The organism is Acinetobacter sp. CE-15, assembly GCF_051059255.1.
GTDB lineage: Bacteria > Pseudomonadota > Gammaproteobacteria > Pseudomonadales > Moraxellaceae > Acinetobacter > Acinetobacter guillouiae.
This window is the reverse complement of sequence record NZ_CP192737.1, coordinates 2,032,612-2,050,703: the sequence shown is the minus strand read 5'-3', so window position 1 is coordinate 2,050,703 and position 18,092 is coordinate 2,032,612. Positions and strand designations below refer to the sequence as shown.

20 protein-coding genes are annotated in these 18,092 nt (G+C 36.6%); 10 read left to right on the top strand and 10 right to left on the bottom strand.

What is annotated here, in order from left to right; genetic code table 11:
- Positions 1 to 62: 62 nt before the first annotated feature.
- Entirely contained in the window at positions 63 to 659 is a 597-nt protein-coding gene (locus ACQ7EO_RS09475; protein WP_434279456.1) for an NAD(P)H-dependent oxidoreductase, read from the bottom strand.
- Positions 660 to 1,205: 546 nt separating this feature from the next.
- Between ACQ7EO_RS09475 and cydP the strand changes: the two genes are divergently transcribed.
- The 5 genes from cydP to ACQ7EO_RS09450 are packed head-to-tail and all read left to right on the top strand — an operon-like array spanning position 1,206 to position 4,557.
- On the top strand, positions 1,206 to 1,397 hold the full coding sequence (cydP, locus tag ACQ7EO_RS09470) for a cytochrome oxidase putative small subunit CydP (RefSeq protein ID WP_434279455.1): 192 nt from the start codon (positions 1,206 to 1,208) through the stop codon (positions 1,395 to 1,397).
- Positions 1,397 to 2,983: a cytochrome ubiquinol oxidase subunit I gene (locus ACQ7EO_RS09465; RefSeq protein ID WP_004719676.1), complete on the top strand. Its 1,587-nt coding sequence runs from the start codon at positions 1,397 to 1,399 to the stop codon at positions 2,981 to 2,983. The genes cydP and ACQ7EO_RS09465 overlap by 1 nt, the downstream gene beginning before the upstream one ends.
- Entirely contained in the window at positions 2,980 to 4,125 is a 1,146-nt protein-coding gene (cydB, locus tag ACQ7EO_RS09460; protein WP_434279454.1) for a cytochrome d ubiquinol oxidase subunit II, read from the top strand. The genes ACQ7EO_RS09465 and cydB overlap by 4 nt, the downstream gene beginning before the upstream one ends.
- 30 nt (positions 4,126 to 4,155) lie before the next feature.
- Positions 4,156 to 4,257: a cytochrome bd-I oxidase subunit CydX gene (cydX, locus tag ACQ7EO_RS09455; RefSeq protein WP_002120988.1), complete on the top strand. Its 102-nt coding sequence runs from the start codon at positions 4,156 to 4,158 to the stop codon at positions 4,255 to 4,257.
- 3 nt (positions 4,258 to 4,260) lie between these two features.
- Entirely contained in the window at positions 4,261 to 4,557 is a 297-nt protein-coding gene (locus tag ACQ7EO_RS09450) for a cyd operon YbgE family protein (RefSeq protein ID WP_004719673.1), read from the top strand.
- A gap of 47 nt (positions 4,558 to 4,604) precedes the next feature.
- On the opposite strand, the gene ACQ7EO_RS09445 is transcribed toward ACQ7EO_RS09450, so the two are convergent.
- The 3 genes from ACQ7EO_RS09445 to ACQ7EO_RS09435 form a co-directional block, all read right to left on the bottom strand.
- Complete coding sequence (locus ACQ7EO_RS09445) at positions 4,605 to 5,153, bottom strand: GNAT family N-acetyltransferase (protein WP_434279453.1); 549 nt, start codon at positions 5,151 to 5,153, stop codon at positions 4,605 to 4,607.
- Positions 5,143 to 5,511 carry a hypothetical protein gene (locus tag ACQ7EO_RS09440; RefSeq protein ID WP_434279452.1) on the bottom strand — a complete coding sequence of 123 codons (369 nt, stop codon included), beginning with the start codon at positions 5,509 to 5,511 and terminating at the stop codon, positions 5,143 to 5,145. The genes ACQ7EO_RS09445 and ACQ7EO_RS09440 overlap by 11 nt, the downstream gene beginning before the upstream one ends.
- Before the next feature lie 81 nt (positions 5,512 to 5,592).
- On the bottom strand, positions 5,593 to 6,258 hold the full coding sequence (locus ACQ7EO_RS09435) for a YccT family protein (RefSeq protein WP_034613883.1): 666 nt from the start codon (positions 6,256 to 6,258) through the stop codon (positions 5,593 to 5,595).
- Positions 6,259 to 6,804: 546 nt separating this feature from the next.
- Here ACQ7EO_RS09435 and ACQ7EO_RS09430 point away from each other — a divergent pair.
- The gene (locus ACQ7EO_RS09430) at positions 6,805 to 7,998 is read left to right on the top strand and encodes a hypothetical protein (RefSeq protein ID WP_314335819.1); all 1,194 of its coding nucleotides are present in this window, start codon (positions 6,805 to 6,807) and stop codon (positions 7,996 to 7,998) included.
- Between the two features lie 128 nt (positions 7,999 to 8,126).
- Positions 8,127 to 8,390: a hypothetical protein gene (locus ACQ7EO_RS09425; protein ID WP_004822185.1), complete on the top strand. Its 264-nt coding sequence runs from the start codon at positions 8,127 to 8,129 to the stop codon at positions 8,388 to 8,390.
- Positions 8,391 to 8,527: 137 nt separating this feature from the next.
- Here ACQ7EO_RS09425 and ACQ7EO_RS09420 read toward each other — a convergent pair whose 3' ends face one another.
- A complete protein-coding gene (locus ACQ7EO_RS09420) occupies positions 8,528 to 8,788 on the bottom strand; it encodes a DUF6678 family protein (protein ID WP_244012827.1) in 261 nt (86 codons plus the stop codon).
- 170 nt (positions 8,789 to 8,958) lie between these two features.
- Between ACQ7EO_RS09420 and ACQ7EO_RS09415 the strand changes: the two genes are divergently transcribed.
- The 3 genes from ACQ7EO_RS09415 to ACQ7EO_RS09405 are packed head-to-tail and all read left to right on the top strand — an operon-like array spanning position 8,959 to position 11,670.
- A complete protein-coding gene (locus tag ACQ7EO_RS09415; RefSeq protein WP_004822186.1) occupies positions 8,959 to 10,113 on the top strand; it encodes a hypothetical protein in 1,155 nt (384 codons plus the stop codon).
- 9 nt (positions 10,114 to 10,122) lie between these two features.
- On the top strand, positions 10,123 to 10,989 hold the full coding sequence (gene thiM, locus ACQ7EO_RS09410; protein WP_034618096.1) for a hydroxyethylthiazole kinase: 867 nt from the start codon (positions 10,123 to 10,125) through the stop codon (positions 10,987 to 10,989).
- Positions 10,990 to 11,049: 60 nt separating this feature from the next.
- Positions 11,050 to 11,670: a DUF4240 domain-containing protein gene (locus tag ACQ7EO_RS09405; RefSeq protein WP_303576820.1), complete on the top strand. Its 621-nt coding sequence runs from the start codon at positions 11,050 to 11,052 to the stop codon at positions 11,668 to 11,670.
- A gap of 38 nt (positions 11,671 to 11,708) precedes the next feature.
- On the opposite strand, the gene ACQ7EO_RS09400 is transcribed toward ACQ7EO_RS09405, so the two are convergent.
- From ACQ7EO_RS09400 to aceI, 5 genes are all read right to left on the bottom strand, one after another.
- Positions 11,709 to 12,092, bottom strand: a complete 384-nt coding sequence (locus tag ACQ7EO_RS09400; protein ID WP_434279451.1) for a 5-carboxymethyl-2-hydroxymuconate Delta-isomerase — start codon at positions 12,090 to 12,092, stop codon at positions 11,709 to 11,711.
- Positions 12,093 to 12,187: 95 nt separating this feature from the next.
- Positions 12,188 to 12,487, bottom strand: a complete 300-nt coding sequence (locus ACQ7EO_RS09395) for a hypothetical protein (RefSeq protein ID WP_434279450.1) — start codon at positions 12,485 to 12,487, stop codon at positions 12,188 to 12,190.
- Between the two features lie 299 nt (positions 12,488 to 12,786).
- Positions 12,787 to 14,502, bottom strand: a complete 1,716-nt coding sequence (locus ACQ7EO_RS09390; protein ID WP_434279449.1) for an AAA family ATPase — start codon at positions 14,500 to 14,502, stop codon at positions 12,787 to 12,789.
- A gap of 131 nt (positions 14,503 to 14,633) precedes the next feature.
- Positions 14,634 to 16,703 (bottom strand): hypothetical protein, encoded by a 2,070-nt coding sequence (locus ACQ7EO_RS09385; RefSeq protein WP_434279448.1) that lies wholly within the window; start codon positions 16,701 to 16,703, stop codon positions 14,634 to 14,636.
- An 886-nt stretch (positions 16,704 to 17,589) separates the two neighbouring features.
- Positions 17,590 to 18,015: a chlorhexidine efflux PACE transporter AceI gene (aceI, locus tag ACQ7EO_RS09380; RefSeq protein ID WP_004822192.1), complete on the bottom strand. Its 426-nt coding sequence runs from the start codon at positions 18,013 to 18,015 to the stop codon at positions 17,590 to 17,592.
- Positions 18,016 to 18,092 lie beyond the last annotated feature (77 nt).

Here is an 18,092-nt window from a genome sequence, read left to right as displayed (position 1 = left end):
CTCGGTTGAGCACGTCCAATACCTTTATTACGTCTCCAGCTGAATCTAATCATAACTTGCCCTCATTTTGGCCAACTTGCAATTTTAGCTTCAATCCGTGCACAAAATGACGCAATTTGAGCTTGAGTAAGTGATTCAGCTTTATACAGTGACAACATTTGAAAATGACATTTTGGTGCGCAGGTACTCAATAATGCGATTTTCAATATGCGTTTTACGGGTTGCCAAAGTACCAAACGATCTACCCACCAAGCTGAACCCAATGAAGTAATCGCCAATGTGTATTTTAGGTTGTCGAGTTTAGGTTGAATTGCACCCAAATCGTTTGCATGATCATAAGCAACTCCAGGAGCCCAAATACGATCAAACCAGCCTTTCAGTATTGCAGGAAAACCAAACCACCAAGTCGGAAAGACCAGTATTAAAGCTTCTGCGGAAAGTAAATCATCTATATTCTCTTTGACAGCAGTTTGATCAAATGTAGGACTGTAATAACTTTGACGTTCCTCATCTGTCAGTGCGGGTGAAAAACCAGAGGCGTACAGATCTTCAACCACAACTTCATGACCATTGGCAATTAAAGTCGCTATTGCGGTCTTCGCCAAGCTTTGACAAAGGCTATCAGTTACAGGGTGAGCAATAACAACTAAACATTTCATGGTGATTTCCTTTCAGCTCAATCAGTTATAACTTATTAGATAAAATGAACAAGAATTTAAATCATTGAACTTTAGCAAAAATCCAAATATAGATGAAGTTGTACATAATCAAATAAATACCCAACTATCAAAATAGAAACATCTTTTAACTTTTAATTATGACTAAAATTTAAGCATAAATCACGATTATTGTTCCCCCCATATTTGTTACTCAATTAGATTTTTTCTAAAATAATAAACTCAACAAAAATTTAAACCAACCATTTTAATCGGAATAATTTTTCACCAAATTTAATTCAAACCGATTTGGTTGGTTTAATAAAATCTAAACAATACTATTTTACTAGGTTTTATTTTTATTAATTACAAGTGTTTTAATCAACTTTAAAATCAGTATAAATTAGTATATTTTTTAACAGCACAAATTTTTAAGTTATTGTTTAATTTAAATTTAATAATATATTTTTATTTTAACTGTTTTATCTATTTATTTCTTGTTGCGTTTTGTTTAATAATATAAGCATATTTAAATAATAGGCTTAACGCATGAGCTTAAAACCTAACGATTTAAACCATCGGCTTGTCAGAGAAATTGCAGTCATATTAATAATTAAGATTGCCCTTTTAATGACGATCAAACATATCTGGTTTGATGCGCCGACTATTCCTAAAGATTTTGATAACCAAGTTGCTGAGCGTATTGCTGGCAGTCCTTCCCAAATCAAGGAGACACGTTGATGATTTCTGAAAGCGTGGTCGATCTTTCGCGGTTCCAATTTGCAATGACCGCGATGTATCACTTTATATTTGTACCACTTACTCTAGGTCTAGCTTTTATTCTTGCCATTATGGAAACCACTTATGTGATTTCTGGTAAAGAAATTTATAAAGACATGACCAAATTCTGGGGCAAACTTTTCGGTATTAACTTTGCTTTAGGTGTAACCACTGGTCTGACCATGGAATTCCAGTTCGGTACAAACTGGGCGTACTACTCTCACTATGTGGGTGATATTTTTGGTGCGCCACTTGCCATTGAAGGATTGATGGCATTCTTTCTAGAATCAACTTTTATTGGTTTATTCTTCTTTGGCTGGGATCGCCTTTCAAAAGTTCAACATTTAAGTGTGACATGGTTAGTTGCGCTGGGTTCGAATTTATCCGCATTATGGATTTTAGTTGCCAATGGTTGGATGCAAAATCCTGTCGGTTCAGAATTTAATTTTGAAACCATGCGTATGGAACTTGTCGATTTTGGTGCTTTGATTTTTAACCCAGTAGCTCAAGTGAAATTTGTTCACACAGTGTCTGCCGGTTATGTCACTGGCGCAATCTTTGTTCTCGCCATTTCAAGTTATTACTTATTGAAAAAACGTGATTTACCATTTGCGCGTCGCTCTTTCGCCATCGCTGCAATCTTTGGTTTAGCGTCTACACTTTCAGTCATCTTATTGGGTGATGAATCTGGTTATGAGCTTGGTGATGTTCAAAAAACCAAGTTGGCTGCAATTGAGTCTGAGTGGGAAACACATCCAGCACCTGCGCCATTTACTTTATTTGGTATTCCAAATCAGGAAGAACAACGTACTGACTATGCTATAAAAATCCCGTATGCAATGGGTATTATTGCCACACGTTCACTCGATAAAGAAGTCACAGGACTTAAAGACTTGATGGTTCAACATGAGGCACGTATCCGTAATGGTATGGTGGCATATAGCGAACTCGAAAAACTTCGTGCTGGTGACCGTTCGCCTGAACTGATGGCATCATTCAAAGAAAACCAAAAAGATTTAGGTTATGGCTTACTTCTTAAAAAATATACTGAAAATGTAACAGATGCTTCTGAAGCACATATTCAAGCAGCAACAAAAGATACCATTCCAAATGTAACCGCATTGTTCTTCTCTTTCCGTGCAATGGTCGCTTCTGGTTTCTTGATGCTACTCCTGTTTATCCTTGCAACATTTGCTGTGGCAAAACGTAATGCAGAAAATAAACCATGGTTACTTAAATTTGCATTGTTTGCACTACCATTACCTTGGATTGCAGCACAAACAGGTTGGTATGTAGCAGAAGGTGGTCGCCAACCGTGGACTATTGGTGAAGTTTTACCTACACATCTCTCTGCCTCAAGTTTAAGTACTGGCGATGTATGGGGATCAATCATTGCATTAGCCGCGTTCTATACAGTGTTATTGATTATCGAAATGTATTTAATGATCAAATTCTCACGCTTAGGACCAAGCTCTTTACATACAGGTAAATATCACTTCGAGAAACTTGAAGCTCAGCAAGCTCAAACTGGGGAGAATCAATCATGATCGAATATGAACTTCTCAAAATTATCTGGTGGGTTTTAGTCGGTGTTCTACTGATTGGCTTTGCCCTCACAGATGGTTTCGATATGGGCTCAATGGCACTGATGCCATTTGTAGGTAAAACTGATGATGAACGCCGTGCAGCAATTAATACCATTGCACCGCATTGGGAAGGTAACCAAGTTTGGTTCGTGACTGCGGGTGGCGCACTATTTGCTGCTTGGCCTATGGTTTATGCAACGGCTTTCTCCGGTATGTATTGGGCGCTCTTGCTGGTCTTATTTGCACTCTTCCTTAGACCTGTTGGCTTTGACTATCGCTCTAAACTGCAAAATACCCAATGGCGTAATTCTTGGGATTGGGGCCTATGTATCGGTGGTGCTGTACCTGCGCTGGTTTTCGGTGTTGCATTTGGTAATATGTTCTTGGGCGTCCCGTTTACTTTAGATGAGACTGTACGTTCAACTTATACAGGTAGCTTCTTTGCCCTGCTTAATCCATTTGCATTGGTTTGCGGTATAGTAAGTTTGTCGATGCTGTGTGCACATGGTGGTGCATGGTTAATGCTGCGTACAGATGGTGTATTACGTCAACGTTCTGCTAAAGCAACACAATTGATGGGTATACTCTTCTTAGTTACCTTCTTGGGCGTGGGTGCCTGGTTATATTTTGGTGGCATCGAAGGATATACTTTGGTACAACCATTTAATACCAATGCTGTTGCCAATCCGCTTGCGAAAGAAGTATTAACAACGGGTAATCATGGTTGGATGAATAACTATTCAATTTACCCAATCACCATGCTTGCACCTATTTCTGCAATCCTTGGCGCAATCCTGATTATCTTTGGTGCTGGTAAAAACAAAGCTGGCGTCAGCTTTTCAGGTTCTACCTTAGCGGTGACGGGTTCAATTTTAACTGCTGGTTTTGCACTGTTCCCCTTCTTAATGCCATCAAGTATTAACCCAACTGTAAGTTTAACCATGTGGGATGCGGTTTCAAGTAAGAATACATTGACAGTAATGACTGTGGTTGCTTCTATATTTGTGCCCATTATTTTAATCTATACCACATGGTGTTATTACAAAATGTGGGGCGTTATCACCAACAAACATGTTCAAGATAACTCACACAGCCTGTACTAAGGCTGTGTCTAAGCAAATAGGAGAATATTTATGTGGTATTTCGCTTGGATTCTTGGGATCTTGATGGCGTGTTTTGCAGGTGTGTTAAGTGCACTCTATATTGAACATCATCAAGATTTGGATGAGGAATAAACCATGACAGAGATCGCAATGACAACAAAACAAAGAAAGCCGAATAAGTTTGCAATGGCCATTTCGTTTTTGATGGCATTGCCTCTTGCTGCGGTATTGTTGATTCACCCTGGCGCAATGCTTGATGCCAATGGTCACTATAACCATAGTGCGCTCATGATGGTGATGATTGGTATTTCAGGTGGCTTTATACATGGGGTAGGATTTCTGCCACAGTTTTGGTTATGGAAATGGTTATTTAGTCCCTATGTCGCATGGCCACTCATGCTATGGGGCTATTACACTTGGTTCTTTAGCTAAGTCCTAAATTTGAAAAAATAAGACCCTGATTTACTCAGGGTTTTATTTTAATTGGATGAAGCTTTACTCGCGACACTCTTTCTCATTTCGATTAAATGCAAATCTACAATAGGTATGCCTACATTTGCATTTAAAGGATAATCCTCCACTATACCCGTTTGTATATAGCCACGGCGCTGATAATAAGCAATCAATTCATGACGTACACTTAAAACCCACATAACGAAATGCGTAAAATGACAATGGTTGGATAGAACCTTGTCATGCACATACTGTTCAGCAAAATCTAAAACATATTTGCCAATACCTTGATTTTGTAATTGAGCTGCAATACAAAATGTGCCGATTTCCACATCATGCTGGGTAAAAGTCAAACCAATACATGCGACAATTTGCTCATCCAATTCAGCAACAAATAACTGAAAATTATCCTGAGCCAAGGCTTGTTCTAATTGCTTGGCATTGATTCGATCACCCGTGACAATTTCTGATTCACTGGTCCAACTACGACCTTCTTGTTGTCGATAAGCAGAATTAATCAGATCAACTAAATTTGTAATGTCAGATATTCGTGCTGTTCTAAAATTAAGCTGCATACAGTTTGCTTTTTAAAAAATTGAAGATAAATAAGACCAATTCAAAAATGACCAGTGATAAGGCAACCTCAATGAGAATTAGCAATTCTCCACTTCGACTAGCAGAACAATGCATTTGGGTAGTGCCCGCAATACATTTAAAGATCAGCCTATAAAATGAAATTGACCAGATATATAAAATACCTAAACTAGCAAAGAAAGCTAGAAAATGGAAAATATTAGATTTATTTTGAATGAGTTGCGCTGTAATACAATAAGCTCGATATGGAATCCAGCTAAAAGCAAATAAACCAATAACGGTAAAAATGATCGCTGCGGTATAAAGAAAATCATCTGACATCAAAAAACTTTCAAACATTTTTATTCTTTTTTTTCAAAAACACACTTTGTTATAACACAAAAAAAGACCATCGAAATGGTCTTTCAGATTTACTTAAAATTATTGCTCAGCTAACCAAGTCATAAACTTCTGACGTTCAGCCTTGCTTGCATTTTGCCAGATTTGAATCAATTGGCGATCTGCTGAATTGGCGTCACTCACAGTTTGAGTGGTCTTGCTAACTGTGGTTGCTGCTGGTGATTGGCTTGTCGTTGTTGCATATACAGCTGCTGGTTGATTTACTGGCGCTTTTTTACTTGAAGTTAAATCAATCACTTTGCCAAATAAACCAGAACCTAACCAAGGCTTCGCTTCAGTATTTACACCAGTCTGCTGCACCACGAGACGGTTTTTATTGTCATAAATCGCAATCGTTGGTTGTTCTGCATATTTTTTTGCATCTTCAAAACGCTGAGGTGGATTTACTAAAGCAATTTTATAAGTTTGACCATCTTTTAAATCTGGCGCTGTCACTGTGACCACACCCGACTTTAAAATGTCATGTTCACCATTTAAATGTTCAAAATATTGTTGATAACGAACACTTACCGCAACTTGACCTGCATCGACTTTATATTCATTCTTTTTACGGATTAAACCTGAATTCACTTCTTGATCGTTCACCGCCAATACTACAATTTCTTCTGGCGCAGATAAGGTGACTGCTGCAAAAACTGATCCGCTTAGCATTAAAGCTAATGCAGCAACGCCGTATTTAAAAGCCATATTGCTCTACTCTTATGTCAAAAATATGTAAAATTTATTGCACTATGCAATGTCGTGATGACAGTTTTATGACAATGGCGATTTGTTCTGATTTTTATAATGAAACTATATTCATTTTACTTATCACATAATTTTATCATTTACTGGAAAAACCATTCATCTGCTTGTCCTGAACGCACATTTTAAAATTATTTTTTCTTATTTATAACTAGGGTCTGTTGACATTTCATAAATGGCTTGCGTTGTAGGTTAAAATTGAGCAGACAAGGCAGGAAATGAAGAGAATAGCGAGACTATTTTCGAATTTCATAACGTAGGCTGAGATAATTTTAGCCACAACCCTTCGGGACTAGTGTGTTTTTTGCCGCTACGTCGTTACGAACTACTTATTTAGAATGACTAAATTTCGTATTTCGCGCCTAGTATCACCTAAAAAACACACGTAGTCGCAAACATAGACGAATTATCAGCAGACCCTATACCCTTTGAATAGCACACATTCAAAATAAGCATAATTCAAAAAAACAAATTAACAGGACGTTCCCCATGAATAAGAAAACCATATCCAGATCTAAAGCAATATTAACGAGATGTATCATCGGTATTACAACTGTTTTTGTCGTACCTTATGCCACACAAACAATGGCAGCAACCAGCTATGCCACTCAAGCAAGCCCAGCACAACTGTCAAAACTTGCCTACAATATGAATGCCAATATGGCACAACGCAACCTCAATACATCTGAAAAAAATCTGTACCAGCAACTTTACAACATTGCCAATAATCAAACCTTTTTATACGATCCGTCTATTACCTCCACCATTCAACAATACGAAAATATTCGTAGCAAAATTCGTCAACAATTTTCTACGGTCAAACAATTGGCGATAAATACTTATGGCAACCAGTCACAACAAAAAATAGTGTTGGCAACTAATGCTTTTATTTTGATGTATTACGATGCACTCAGTCGTAATAACCCAAAATTCTTCTGGCCAAATCTGGGGATTTTTGTAGCCAATGATGTCCGTTCAACGTACGCATTAACCTTCTCATTGTCCAATGCTTTAGATCCCTTAAATGTCACCAATGGTCAAAACATCATTATTGCGGGGATGAATGTACCAACATTACAGTCCACCATTGCCCAAGCCAATAATGAATTAATTAATGGGCAAGCCAATGTGATGGCAGATATTGGTGGACTCAGTATTATGCATCAACACTATGATGCTTTGGTGTTAGCACAACAACTGACTGGCTATGGATCTACCCTGACTCAAGCGTTTCAATTACAAAAAATCGCGGATGAAGAAGCGCTTAGATCAGGTATTTATTCATCAAAATTTAAAAAACTGGCTACAAATGCAGCCATTAGCTTTGGTATCCATGAACAGGAGAAAATTTTACAACCGATGTGGGATAAGCCATTAATGCGTGATTTTGCTAAACTTAATGATTTTATGCTCTCACTGAGTTTAGAGAACTTAGGCTTACGTGGTGATATTTTTGTGGGCATCAATAAATTTAAATTAATTTTCACCCCCTATCTGATTATACGCGCACCATTCACCGCAACCAATCTGGCCAATGTACAACATCGTATTGCGATTGCACGCAATGGTTTCAATGTGCTAAATGAATGGAAACAAAATATATTCTTTGCGCCATGGATACCCATCTATCAAGCAGAGATTGGTAGAGGAAATGGCTTATACCAACCAGTAGGCGCACGATAAAGCATTAAACCCCACGATGCACAACATTACACTTTTTTCAAAGCGACTACATTTTGAGCACAGTTTTTGCTTGTTTAATGTTGTGTATATCGCACAATAAAAATACTCAACAAAAAATGAGGTGCAACATGATTTTTAAAGACCATATAGTCCGTGTTGAAAACATTAAAACGATGCAAATGCTGGATAAAGCGAAGTTAGATCATCAGGTTATTGCGATGTTTATGACTTGTGAAGGAATTCCTTTAAAAACCAGTGAAGTGACTGCGCTTTTAAAACAATATGAAATGTTAGGACAGCACAAAGTTCCAGTTAAAAAAGCCAAGGCATTGCTTCAGGCTAAAATGGAGCATTTTGAGGATTCTGAATTACCGTGCCCTGCTGCTTATTAAGGCAGCTAAGCGTTAGGATTATTGTTTAAATCACCTTTTATCGGTAAATAGAATCAATAGATACGTTCTATTTACCGCATTTAAACCATATAAACTACTAAACCATGCAAGCTTGATTTCCCCAAAGCCCCACATTGTTACTTTTGCAAAGGGATTACAAATATTTGCTTTTCAAAATAATAATGTAAACCAGACTGCGCTATTTTATCCTGCAATAATTCTGAATGGTCAATATGTTTTGACGCAACGAGGCGCCCCATATAACGGTTCTCAATCGGATCAATTTGAATATTTTTAAGTGCTTTGAGCAAGAAAATACCATAACGGCATTCTACATGCATACCAGATGGAAAGATTAGAAAATGATCCCATTCCGAAACATCTAAACTTGCACTCAACTGGATTCGTTCGTTGAGATTTAGTCTTTGAATATCATTGAATAATCATACAATGGGTTCAATCATCATCGAATATGTATATTTTATAATACATTCATTTTAAGCAATCAGCTTTCATCTATATAGATGTGTATAATGAAAAGTCCTTAATAATTTATATATTTATCTCTATGCTTCAAATTCTGCAAAAACAGCTGGATGAAAGTACATTTTGCCCGCTTTGTCAGGCAAGTATGTATTATGTTGAAGCTGAAGAATTTGAGAAAGAAGTCAGTTTTCACCAATGTAGCCATTGCAATCATCAAGTTTTTCCAAACAATCAACGTAACTGTCATTGTGAAACATGCCAAAGCAAACGGCGTAAAATGATTAAAGAAACTCGCTTGCAAGAAACCCGTAAGCTAAAGAAAAAAGATAATTTTGAACTAGGTTTAGACCAACTCAGTTTTTTACATAAGTTATTTTTACTGAGTATTTTAGACAATCAGGTGCATGAAAATACCAACCATCAAGAGTTTATTGATTGGGAAGTGATTAAATATCACCCAATTACCCCCAATTACTATTTCCAAAGTCAACTTCTCAATCAACTGATTAAAGACAATGTATTTGTTGCCAAAGATTTTAGTGATGATGCACATCAATACTATATCAATGTCCGTTTGGATGGTTATTCCGAACCGAGTATGTTTAGTATCGCAACACAACTACGCCACTGGTTCTATGAAAATCTAAGCCAAGGTATCCCATTTAAAACATCCGAAGAAGTCAAAAATGCACTCTATGTTGTGCTGTATCAAGAAATTGTACAGTTTACCCAACATTATTGCCGCACGTGGGGTATCCAGATTTCGGGCAATAAAAACTTCCAAATCTTCTGTTATCACCTACTCGACACATTGGCTGTTGGACAAATTTTCTATCTCATTCAGACTGCACTTGAATATCTATATCAAAAAAAGGCGCTACAAGTTCGTAACGAAAACTTTATTAATACCAATATTCTCAAGAAAACAGTGCAACAATATCGAGAACGTGCAATTGCTGAAAAATGGGAAACATCAACCCTACCACGCCCACCAAATATTCCATTGAGTAGGATGAGTGAAATACTGTTTTATCGGTTTTTGGGCTACGATGAAGGTATCTTCTTTCAACCTGTGTGGAAATCTTGGAAAAAGATTGAACCACGCTTAAATTTCTATTCACAAAAGCGCTGTATGTATTGTGGCTCAAACGAATTAACGGTTGAGTATGATGCACAAAATTATGTGACATTATTTTGTCGCAGTTGCAAACACCAAGACCACTATTTTACTCAGTAAGGAGCATTTATGAATCATCCTGAAAATATTACACATTCTCAAACGGATCAACTTCATACCCACACTGATGTCATTTTACAAAAAGTTGTGGATGCTTGGACTGAGTTACAAACTCAACAGCCCTTAGTACAGTGTATTACCAACAGTGTTGCAGCAAATTATGCAGCCAACGTCTTATTGGCTGCTGGGGCTTCACCTGCGATGATTGATAACCCATTTGAGGCGGAAAGCTTTGCTTCTATTACTGCGGCATTAAGTATCAATGTGGGAACGCCGACCTCTGAACAAATGCAGGCCATGCAAATTTCAGCACAAACTGTAGCAAGTAAAAATACACCGTGGGTTCTCGACCCTGTTGGTTATGGTGCATTTCTCAAATGGCGCAGTGAAATGGTTGATCAATTGGTTTTGCTTAAACCGACTGTTATTCGTGGTAATGCCTCAGAGATCAGTGCACTTGCAGGTAATCAAGTTGAATCCAAAGGTGTAGACAGTACTGTGTCAAGCAATGAAGTGTATTTACAGGCTTTAGCACTTTTAACCCATACCGAATGTGTTGCAATTTCTGGTGAATCTGACTTTATCCTTTCTAAACAGCTCAATAGCGTGATTCAGGTCAATGGTGGAAGCTATTTACAACCTAAAGTCACGGCAACAGGTTGCGCTTTAGGGGCATTAATTGCTGCGTATAGTGCAGTCACAACAGCCACGATTGCAACAATCTCTGCACATATCCATTTTGCGATTGCAGGAAAACTGGCTTTTGAAAAAGCCCAAGCTGTTGGAAGCTTTAATGTCGCATTTTTAGATGAAATATATCAAATGAGTGCAGATAAAATTTGGCAATATGCAGACATAGAAGTTTTAAGTCTTTAGACTAAACATATAAATTTACTTTTTAGCATTAAAATTAAGCTTAAACCTATGGAATCACTGATGTCATTACGAGAAGAAGAAAAATTGTTTTGGGACGCAATAGACCAGTCGAATCATAACAAAGATGCTCACTGGTCTGACTATGATATTGACCAGCATTTACAAGATCTTGTGCAATATTTATCTCAATTAGATAAACAACAACTGATTACTTTTGAAAAAACACTCCAGCTCAAACTCTCACAACTCTATAGTGCTGAAATCGCAGAACTCTCGACAATTTTAGAATCTGATTTTACTGAAAAAGATGGTATTTTCAATTTCGATGCTTATCTATCAGATGATGGTTTTATTTATTTTAGATGTTGGTTAATCCTCAAAGGTAAGGAATTCTTTGATGACATACAAGAAGATATTCAAAACTTTGTTAGCGGAAAATATAGTTTTGATATAGGCGATACTTGGGCTGAGGGTCTACTCTATGTTGCTGATGAGGCATATAGCGTTCATCATGAAAATGAAGAAGAGTCTGAGATTCGTGATGCGGTATATTTACAATATCCAGAACATCACTATGATTTTGCAGCTGGCGAGATTGAAAGAGATTTACTCAATGGTGCTGAGTTACAAGCGCGATATCCAAAACTGGTTAAAGCAATATGCGAACTCAGAAGTGAATAAGTAAAAGATTGGGGCTTATTTTTTAAGCCCCAAGCTGATTATTTTTGTACAAAAACTTTTTTATAAATTTCTCGTGGCATTTCAGCAAACTCTACACAGAGCTGAATTTCTAAACCCTGTGCAGAATAACCTTCAAATGACTGTAAAAATTGCGATAAATTTTCAGTCATTAAGTCTTTTTGTGGTTCAGTACGACCACTTAGACCTTGTAAACGTACAAAAATAAATGCTTGATTACTCTGCTCGCCGCTTTCATCCCCAAAGCCAATCAAATAATCCGAAACTGATTGAATACGGGATTTAATATCATGTGCTTGCCCCACTAAACCTGTATCAAACAGTGCATGATTTAAACCCAACATCAATTTCTTTTTATCTAAATTCTGAATATTGTCAGAATAATCAATAAACATTTGTGGCATCGTATTAACCGTTTGAAAGTACTGGATATTGGTCAGAATTATAGCATTAACATATAAAAAAACTGTAAAATTAACGTGATCAGTTGAAATATGGCTTATATTTTTTCAATACATTGCGCGTAATCCAAATCACCAAAATAATTAGCAATGCTTTCTTGTTTGTTTATGTCTGCGACTATTTCAATATTTTCATAGATGTAATTCAGCATTATTTTTAAGTATTCTGTTTCATCACCCGTTTTTTCACCATAAGTATCAACAAAAGCGATTTGTTCAGCTTTTGATTTTCCATTTTGTTGCTGATTAACAAAATAATAAGCGATATCTCTAAATTTACTACAGGCGACTTGTTTTTCAGTTTCGGCATATGTTGCTGTGGTTATAAAGATCAGCAATATTTTAGTGTAAAAAACATTATCATTGATACTTTATGCTGCATGCATTTTATAAATTTCTAAATATGGAATCCTAAAGATCGATAACAGATTTCAGCATTTATTACATAAGTTTAACACTTCAATAACATCCATATTATTGAGTGTATAATGCTTAACTTCTTAAAGATTAGGTTTCAAGAGTGATGATATCAAGCAAGATGATTACGAATAAATATTTGCAGACCAACTTGAATGTTTGAAATTTCAGCAATTTCAAATAAAAAATAAATATGCATAATTTATAAATTTGATTTGGTTCACTCAACAAATAACAATGCCAAACGTACTTGATCATAGCCCATTTTTGGACTGGTTAAATCAACGATTGGACGTAATTTAATCGCACCATCATCATTAAAATGACTTGGATCTTGACGTTTCTTCAATTTTTTATAAATCACACGAATTTTTTCTACAACTTCTTCACCAGGATTTGCAATCGAGATATCCAAACCTTGTTCTCGATGTAAACGAGCCAAATGATTGATAATTGTCGCAGGAGTTAATCCACGTTCAACCGCAATATCCTGAATCTCATAGCCACTTTCAAACAATTCACGTGTTTCATCAAGTGTTGCTGAAGCATAATTAGTTTTACCACTATTACGCGCCAGCTTCTTCTCATTACGTTCAATTTCAGTGGTATTTAACGTCCCGCCACAATGACGAATAAAGGCATTATGCTGTGTGGTTAAATCTGAATCTGCATAATGCACTTCGGCTTCATTGGATAACTCTTGAAAACGGCTATCTGCTTTAATTGCAAGACTATCCAGTTCCAACGCCTGATCATTAAAACCTAACAATCTTAAACCCTGAATCGATTTAAGCCGGGATAAAGCCACATAACCCTGACCTTTTTCAAAGGTATGGCTTAAGTTGATTTCCGCAGCTTCCAAGGTCATCCCTTGTGATTTATGAATAGTAATCGCCCAAGCTAATCGTAATGGTACTTGTTGTAGACTGGCGATGGTTTTACCACCTTCATTGTCAACAGACCATGTTTCTGGCGCAACCAACAAGGTTGTACCATCGGTCATTTTGACTTTAGGCAACATTCCCAGTTCATCGTCTTCTTCAAAACCAATAACTTCACCTAAACTACCGTTGATATAGCCCATATCGAAGTTATTTTTAACGAACATAACTTTGGCATGCTTTTTAAGCGTCAACTCATCAGGCGCACGTACAGAAGATTTCAATGTTTCAATCAGCTTTTCATTACCATCTGTGACCGCTACAAATTGATGATCATCGCCTTCAATCGCATTGAGATGCTGAAAGTTGATGCTATCCACGTCCATATTGTGGGTATATAAGCGTGTGTAGGTATCACCAATGTCTTGATTACGGGTATCTTGTAGCGCTTGAATATGCTGTGGCTGAATATTTTGGGCACGAATCGCATTGAGTACATCATTTAAAGCCGAATCATCTTGACGGTGCTGCTCTGTCAGGTAGCAAACACGAAACTTTGCTTCAACCCAAGCGGTTGACATAAAACAAAATTTATCTCGATTTAGTTCGCTATTTTTTCCTACAGGTGGCAGCTGAAAAAAGTCTCCGGCCGCAATCACTTGAATACCACCGAAAGCATCATCAGATTCTTTAAAATATTTTAAAACTTGATTGACTAAATTAAGCTGTTTGGCATGTAACATTGAGATTTCATCAATGATCAAGACTTGGGCATTTTCTAAATGCTCTTTTAAGTATTTACGCTCTTTCATACGCTTTAAATCATCATCCGTCAGCGTATCTTTGATCCCAATGCCTGCCCAAGTATGAATCGTCATGCCATTCATATGTGTTGCTGCAATCCCCGTAGATGCTGTAATTGCAACAGGGACTTTGCGTGCTTTTAAATAATTGATGTACTGATTAAGCGTATAGGTTTTTCCTGCACCAGCAGATCCAGTCAAAAAGACATTTTCACCCGCTTTCATAAGTTTGAGTGCAGTTTCTTGTTTCATAACAGCCTTGAATTACCTAAACAGGATGGGACGGCTATAGCCTAACGATTTTTGCATAAAAAGTTAAGCCAAATGCATCATGAAAAGTGAATTAAAGCCGAGTCGCTCACTCAAAATTCATCTACGTCAAACTATAAGTTTCCCAATTCTTCATTGGGTTGAATACTGCTTTTCCATTTTAAATGCTGATTTACATCTTCAATAAAAGCTTGAGCTTTCAATATATAAAACTCATCAGGAATATGATTATTGGGTAAACGCAATTGATCAAAGACCAAACGTCCTAATTTATAATAACAACCCAAAGTCATTTCCTGAGTCGCATCATCAACTTTCGATACATGAAATGCTACATATTCACGATCTACAATCCGCGCACAATAGGACAATGCCAAACAGTGTTTAAACACCAACGACTCTTGAATAATTCGTTTTAGGCTATTCAGTTCTTCATAGCACCACTCTTCAAAATAAATCTTTTGCATTGGTGCAACACGATCCCAATGCTCTACATCTATTTTTTCTTTAAGTGTCGACAAGGTATCAACAAAATAATGATGTTGATGCCAACGCTGTGCTTGCTGATATAGACCAGGCCAAGTGACATTCCGCTCAATATCGTGATGATCATTAAATAAATGCATCACATAGTCCAAAACAAAGCTGTCGTAAATACTATGGTTAGATGCACGACCGATCTGCATGTGTTTCAGTTTTTTACGAAAATCATCGACTGTTATATTGTGCTTTTGCAACTGAATAAAAAATTCAGCATGTTGTTGTCGTTGCGGATCAATAAATTTAATCAGTTGCTTGGGTAAGCTCTGAGCAATATGTTGTAAAAACAGCATAAATGCTTGAATGATACGATTTATCTTAAGGTATATTTTTTTATACATCTGTGGTTGATCCGCTAACATCAACGCAGCGAAATCCAACCATTCTTCGATATATAAATAAGAATTAGAAATTATTTTCTTATTCGATTTATTTTCAATCTCTGTTTTTAAAAAATCATAACGATTGTTCTTTGGATGATTTTGCCATTCATTTGTAATTGCAAAAGAGTGACATTCAGTTAAAAATAGCCGTGCTGCAATATTTTTAAAATACTTTAAAACACTTAGAGTGACTTCAGGATAAATCTTTGAAGTATCAATCAGACTTAATGCTGTGATTGTGATCCTGACATTGGGATCCTTTATATGTCGACTCATCCAATCATTGACCTGTTCATCTTGTTTAAAGAGCCAATTTGCAGTGCGCTTAAGACTACAAATTGGAAATTGTGGAACTTGATCCTGTTCCCAATATTCAGCATCTTTTTGTAAAAAGTGCTGCTTGCTCAATAAATCCTGATATTGCCAAAAGCCCCGTTTCATATATTTTGTATAAGCAAGCATTTGCGGTTGTTCTTGAGCATGTACAGCCAGTAGTTGATAACTTGCAAAATACTGACTGAGTTCGTGTAAGCGTAATGATTCTGGGTGGAAAATCTTTAAAATACGCAAATAATGCGCTGGAATAAACTGATCTAAAGAAAAAATGGCCTGTTGAAATTTGGGTAGCAATGACTGAATCGGTAAAAACTCCTGACCCAATACAGAATTAATCAGCACTAAATGCTTAATGTTAATCTCAACACTTAAAGGAATCGCTTTACCATATTTGGCAAAATCAGAAACATAGGCATAATCAAAATATTCATAGTGCAGCAAAATTTGATCAATACGCTCTGCATCTGCTTCACTAATATTATATAAATACTGCTCTACCCGATTTTCACCATCCACCCACTCAAAAACCTGCTCAATCAGCGTTTGGCGGATGATTTGGGCTTTGGTCTTTAAATCAGTCGGATGTATCTCATGATATTTTGTTGTATAAAAATAAATATTTTCTGAGAAATATTGAACAAAACGATTGATATTGATTTTATTTTCTAAACAACGCGGTAACTTTTCAAAATTTAAAGCAAAAATTAAACCCTTTTCTTCATCAAAGTAGATATTGAGTAACTGATTTGCCAGACTGAATTTATGCTGCTGTGGATCAAACTGGAAAAAGTTGTGCGCAGTAATCTCGGACAAATAGTCAAATTGATCAAGATAAATCTTATTTAAATTTGCTGAAACCTGAAGTAATTCTTGAGCAGCAAGCTGGTGTCTATGTGGCAGCTGCTCCTGAACTGTCTGCACCATATTTGTTTGCCTCAATCCATCTCTTACATATATTGAATTTATTAGGGTCTGTTGACACTTCTTCTATGTTTGCGACAACGAGTTTTTTTAGACGATTCGAGGCACGAAATACGAAATTTAGTCAGCTAAATGAGTAGTTCGTAACGACGTAGCGACAAAAAAACTCTAGTCCCGAAGGGTTGTGGTTAAAATTATCTCAGTCTGTGTTATGAAACTCGAAAATAGTCTCGCTATTCTCTTCGTTTCATGCCTTGCCTGCTCAATTTTAGCCTACAACGCAAGCCATTTATGAAATGTTAACAGACCCTATTGTAGGCGAACAATTTTACAAAACAAATTGAATTCAATTATCTTTTGCAAAAGTTTGTTTAAACTGAGCTGTGATCGTGTAACGGGTTTTTATTTTATTGATTATGTTTTACCTAGTTTTTATTCCTTATAGTCAAACCACCTAATTATTTATACAAGTGACTTCTATCAAGCAACTGATCATAAATGAAGCTTATGTTTTTATATGAACTTTGAGTAACAATTGGTTATCAATTCATTTTTGTACTTTTGAATCATAGATGGTGATCCTATCGTGGGGCGACAGGGATGTCGCCGTTGGGCGGGGGTAAAGGACGTACCCCTCGCCAAACAGAAGATTTTTGTCACTTTTCATCTCTGAAAAGTGAGGCATTGCCTAGGCAAAGCTATTTAAACTTTGAATGTAAGGTGTGGCATTGCAGTTTTTTTATAATCAAACAATTTTTCCAGAAAATTAATTTAATTAAATTTTTATAAAAAAACTCCCCCTTACTTTTATTGAAAAGTAAGGGGGAGCTCTATCGCAACACATTTGAAATTTTCACTAAAATTTAAAATAAATGCATCGCAGGCTTAATTAAGAATGTACAGGCTTTGCCCCCATACGCTCTTCAATCAAGTCATAACACCATTGGAAAATAAAGGTATACACCAAAATACAGGTGGTCATTCCAAAATCCAATAAAATTGCTTGCCACAAAGACATATCCATTGCGTAAGCAACCATTGGAATCGTGGCTAACATCAAACCACCCTCAAAACCAATGGCATGTAAAATACGTACACCTATGGTACGTTTAAGTTTTCTCTTACGTTCAAATTGTTCAAAGAAATGGTTAAACACCATATTCCAAACCACTGAAGTCACGGCCATTGCAACACCTAATACGCCAGTAACTTCCATTGGTACTTCAAAAATAAAACTTAATGCAATCGCTATGATCACCAACAGGATGACTTCATAGCTTAATGCATGAATAACCCTTCTTTTGGAAATCATCATTTAAAACTACTCTTTCTTGATTCGATGGATGCATTATATTTTTATAATATTGATCAATCGAGTCAGGTTCTTTCAAT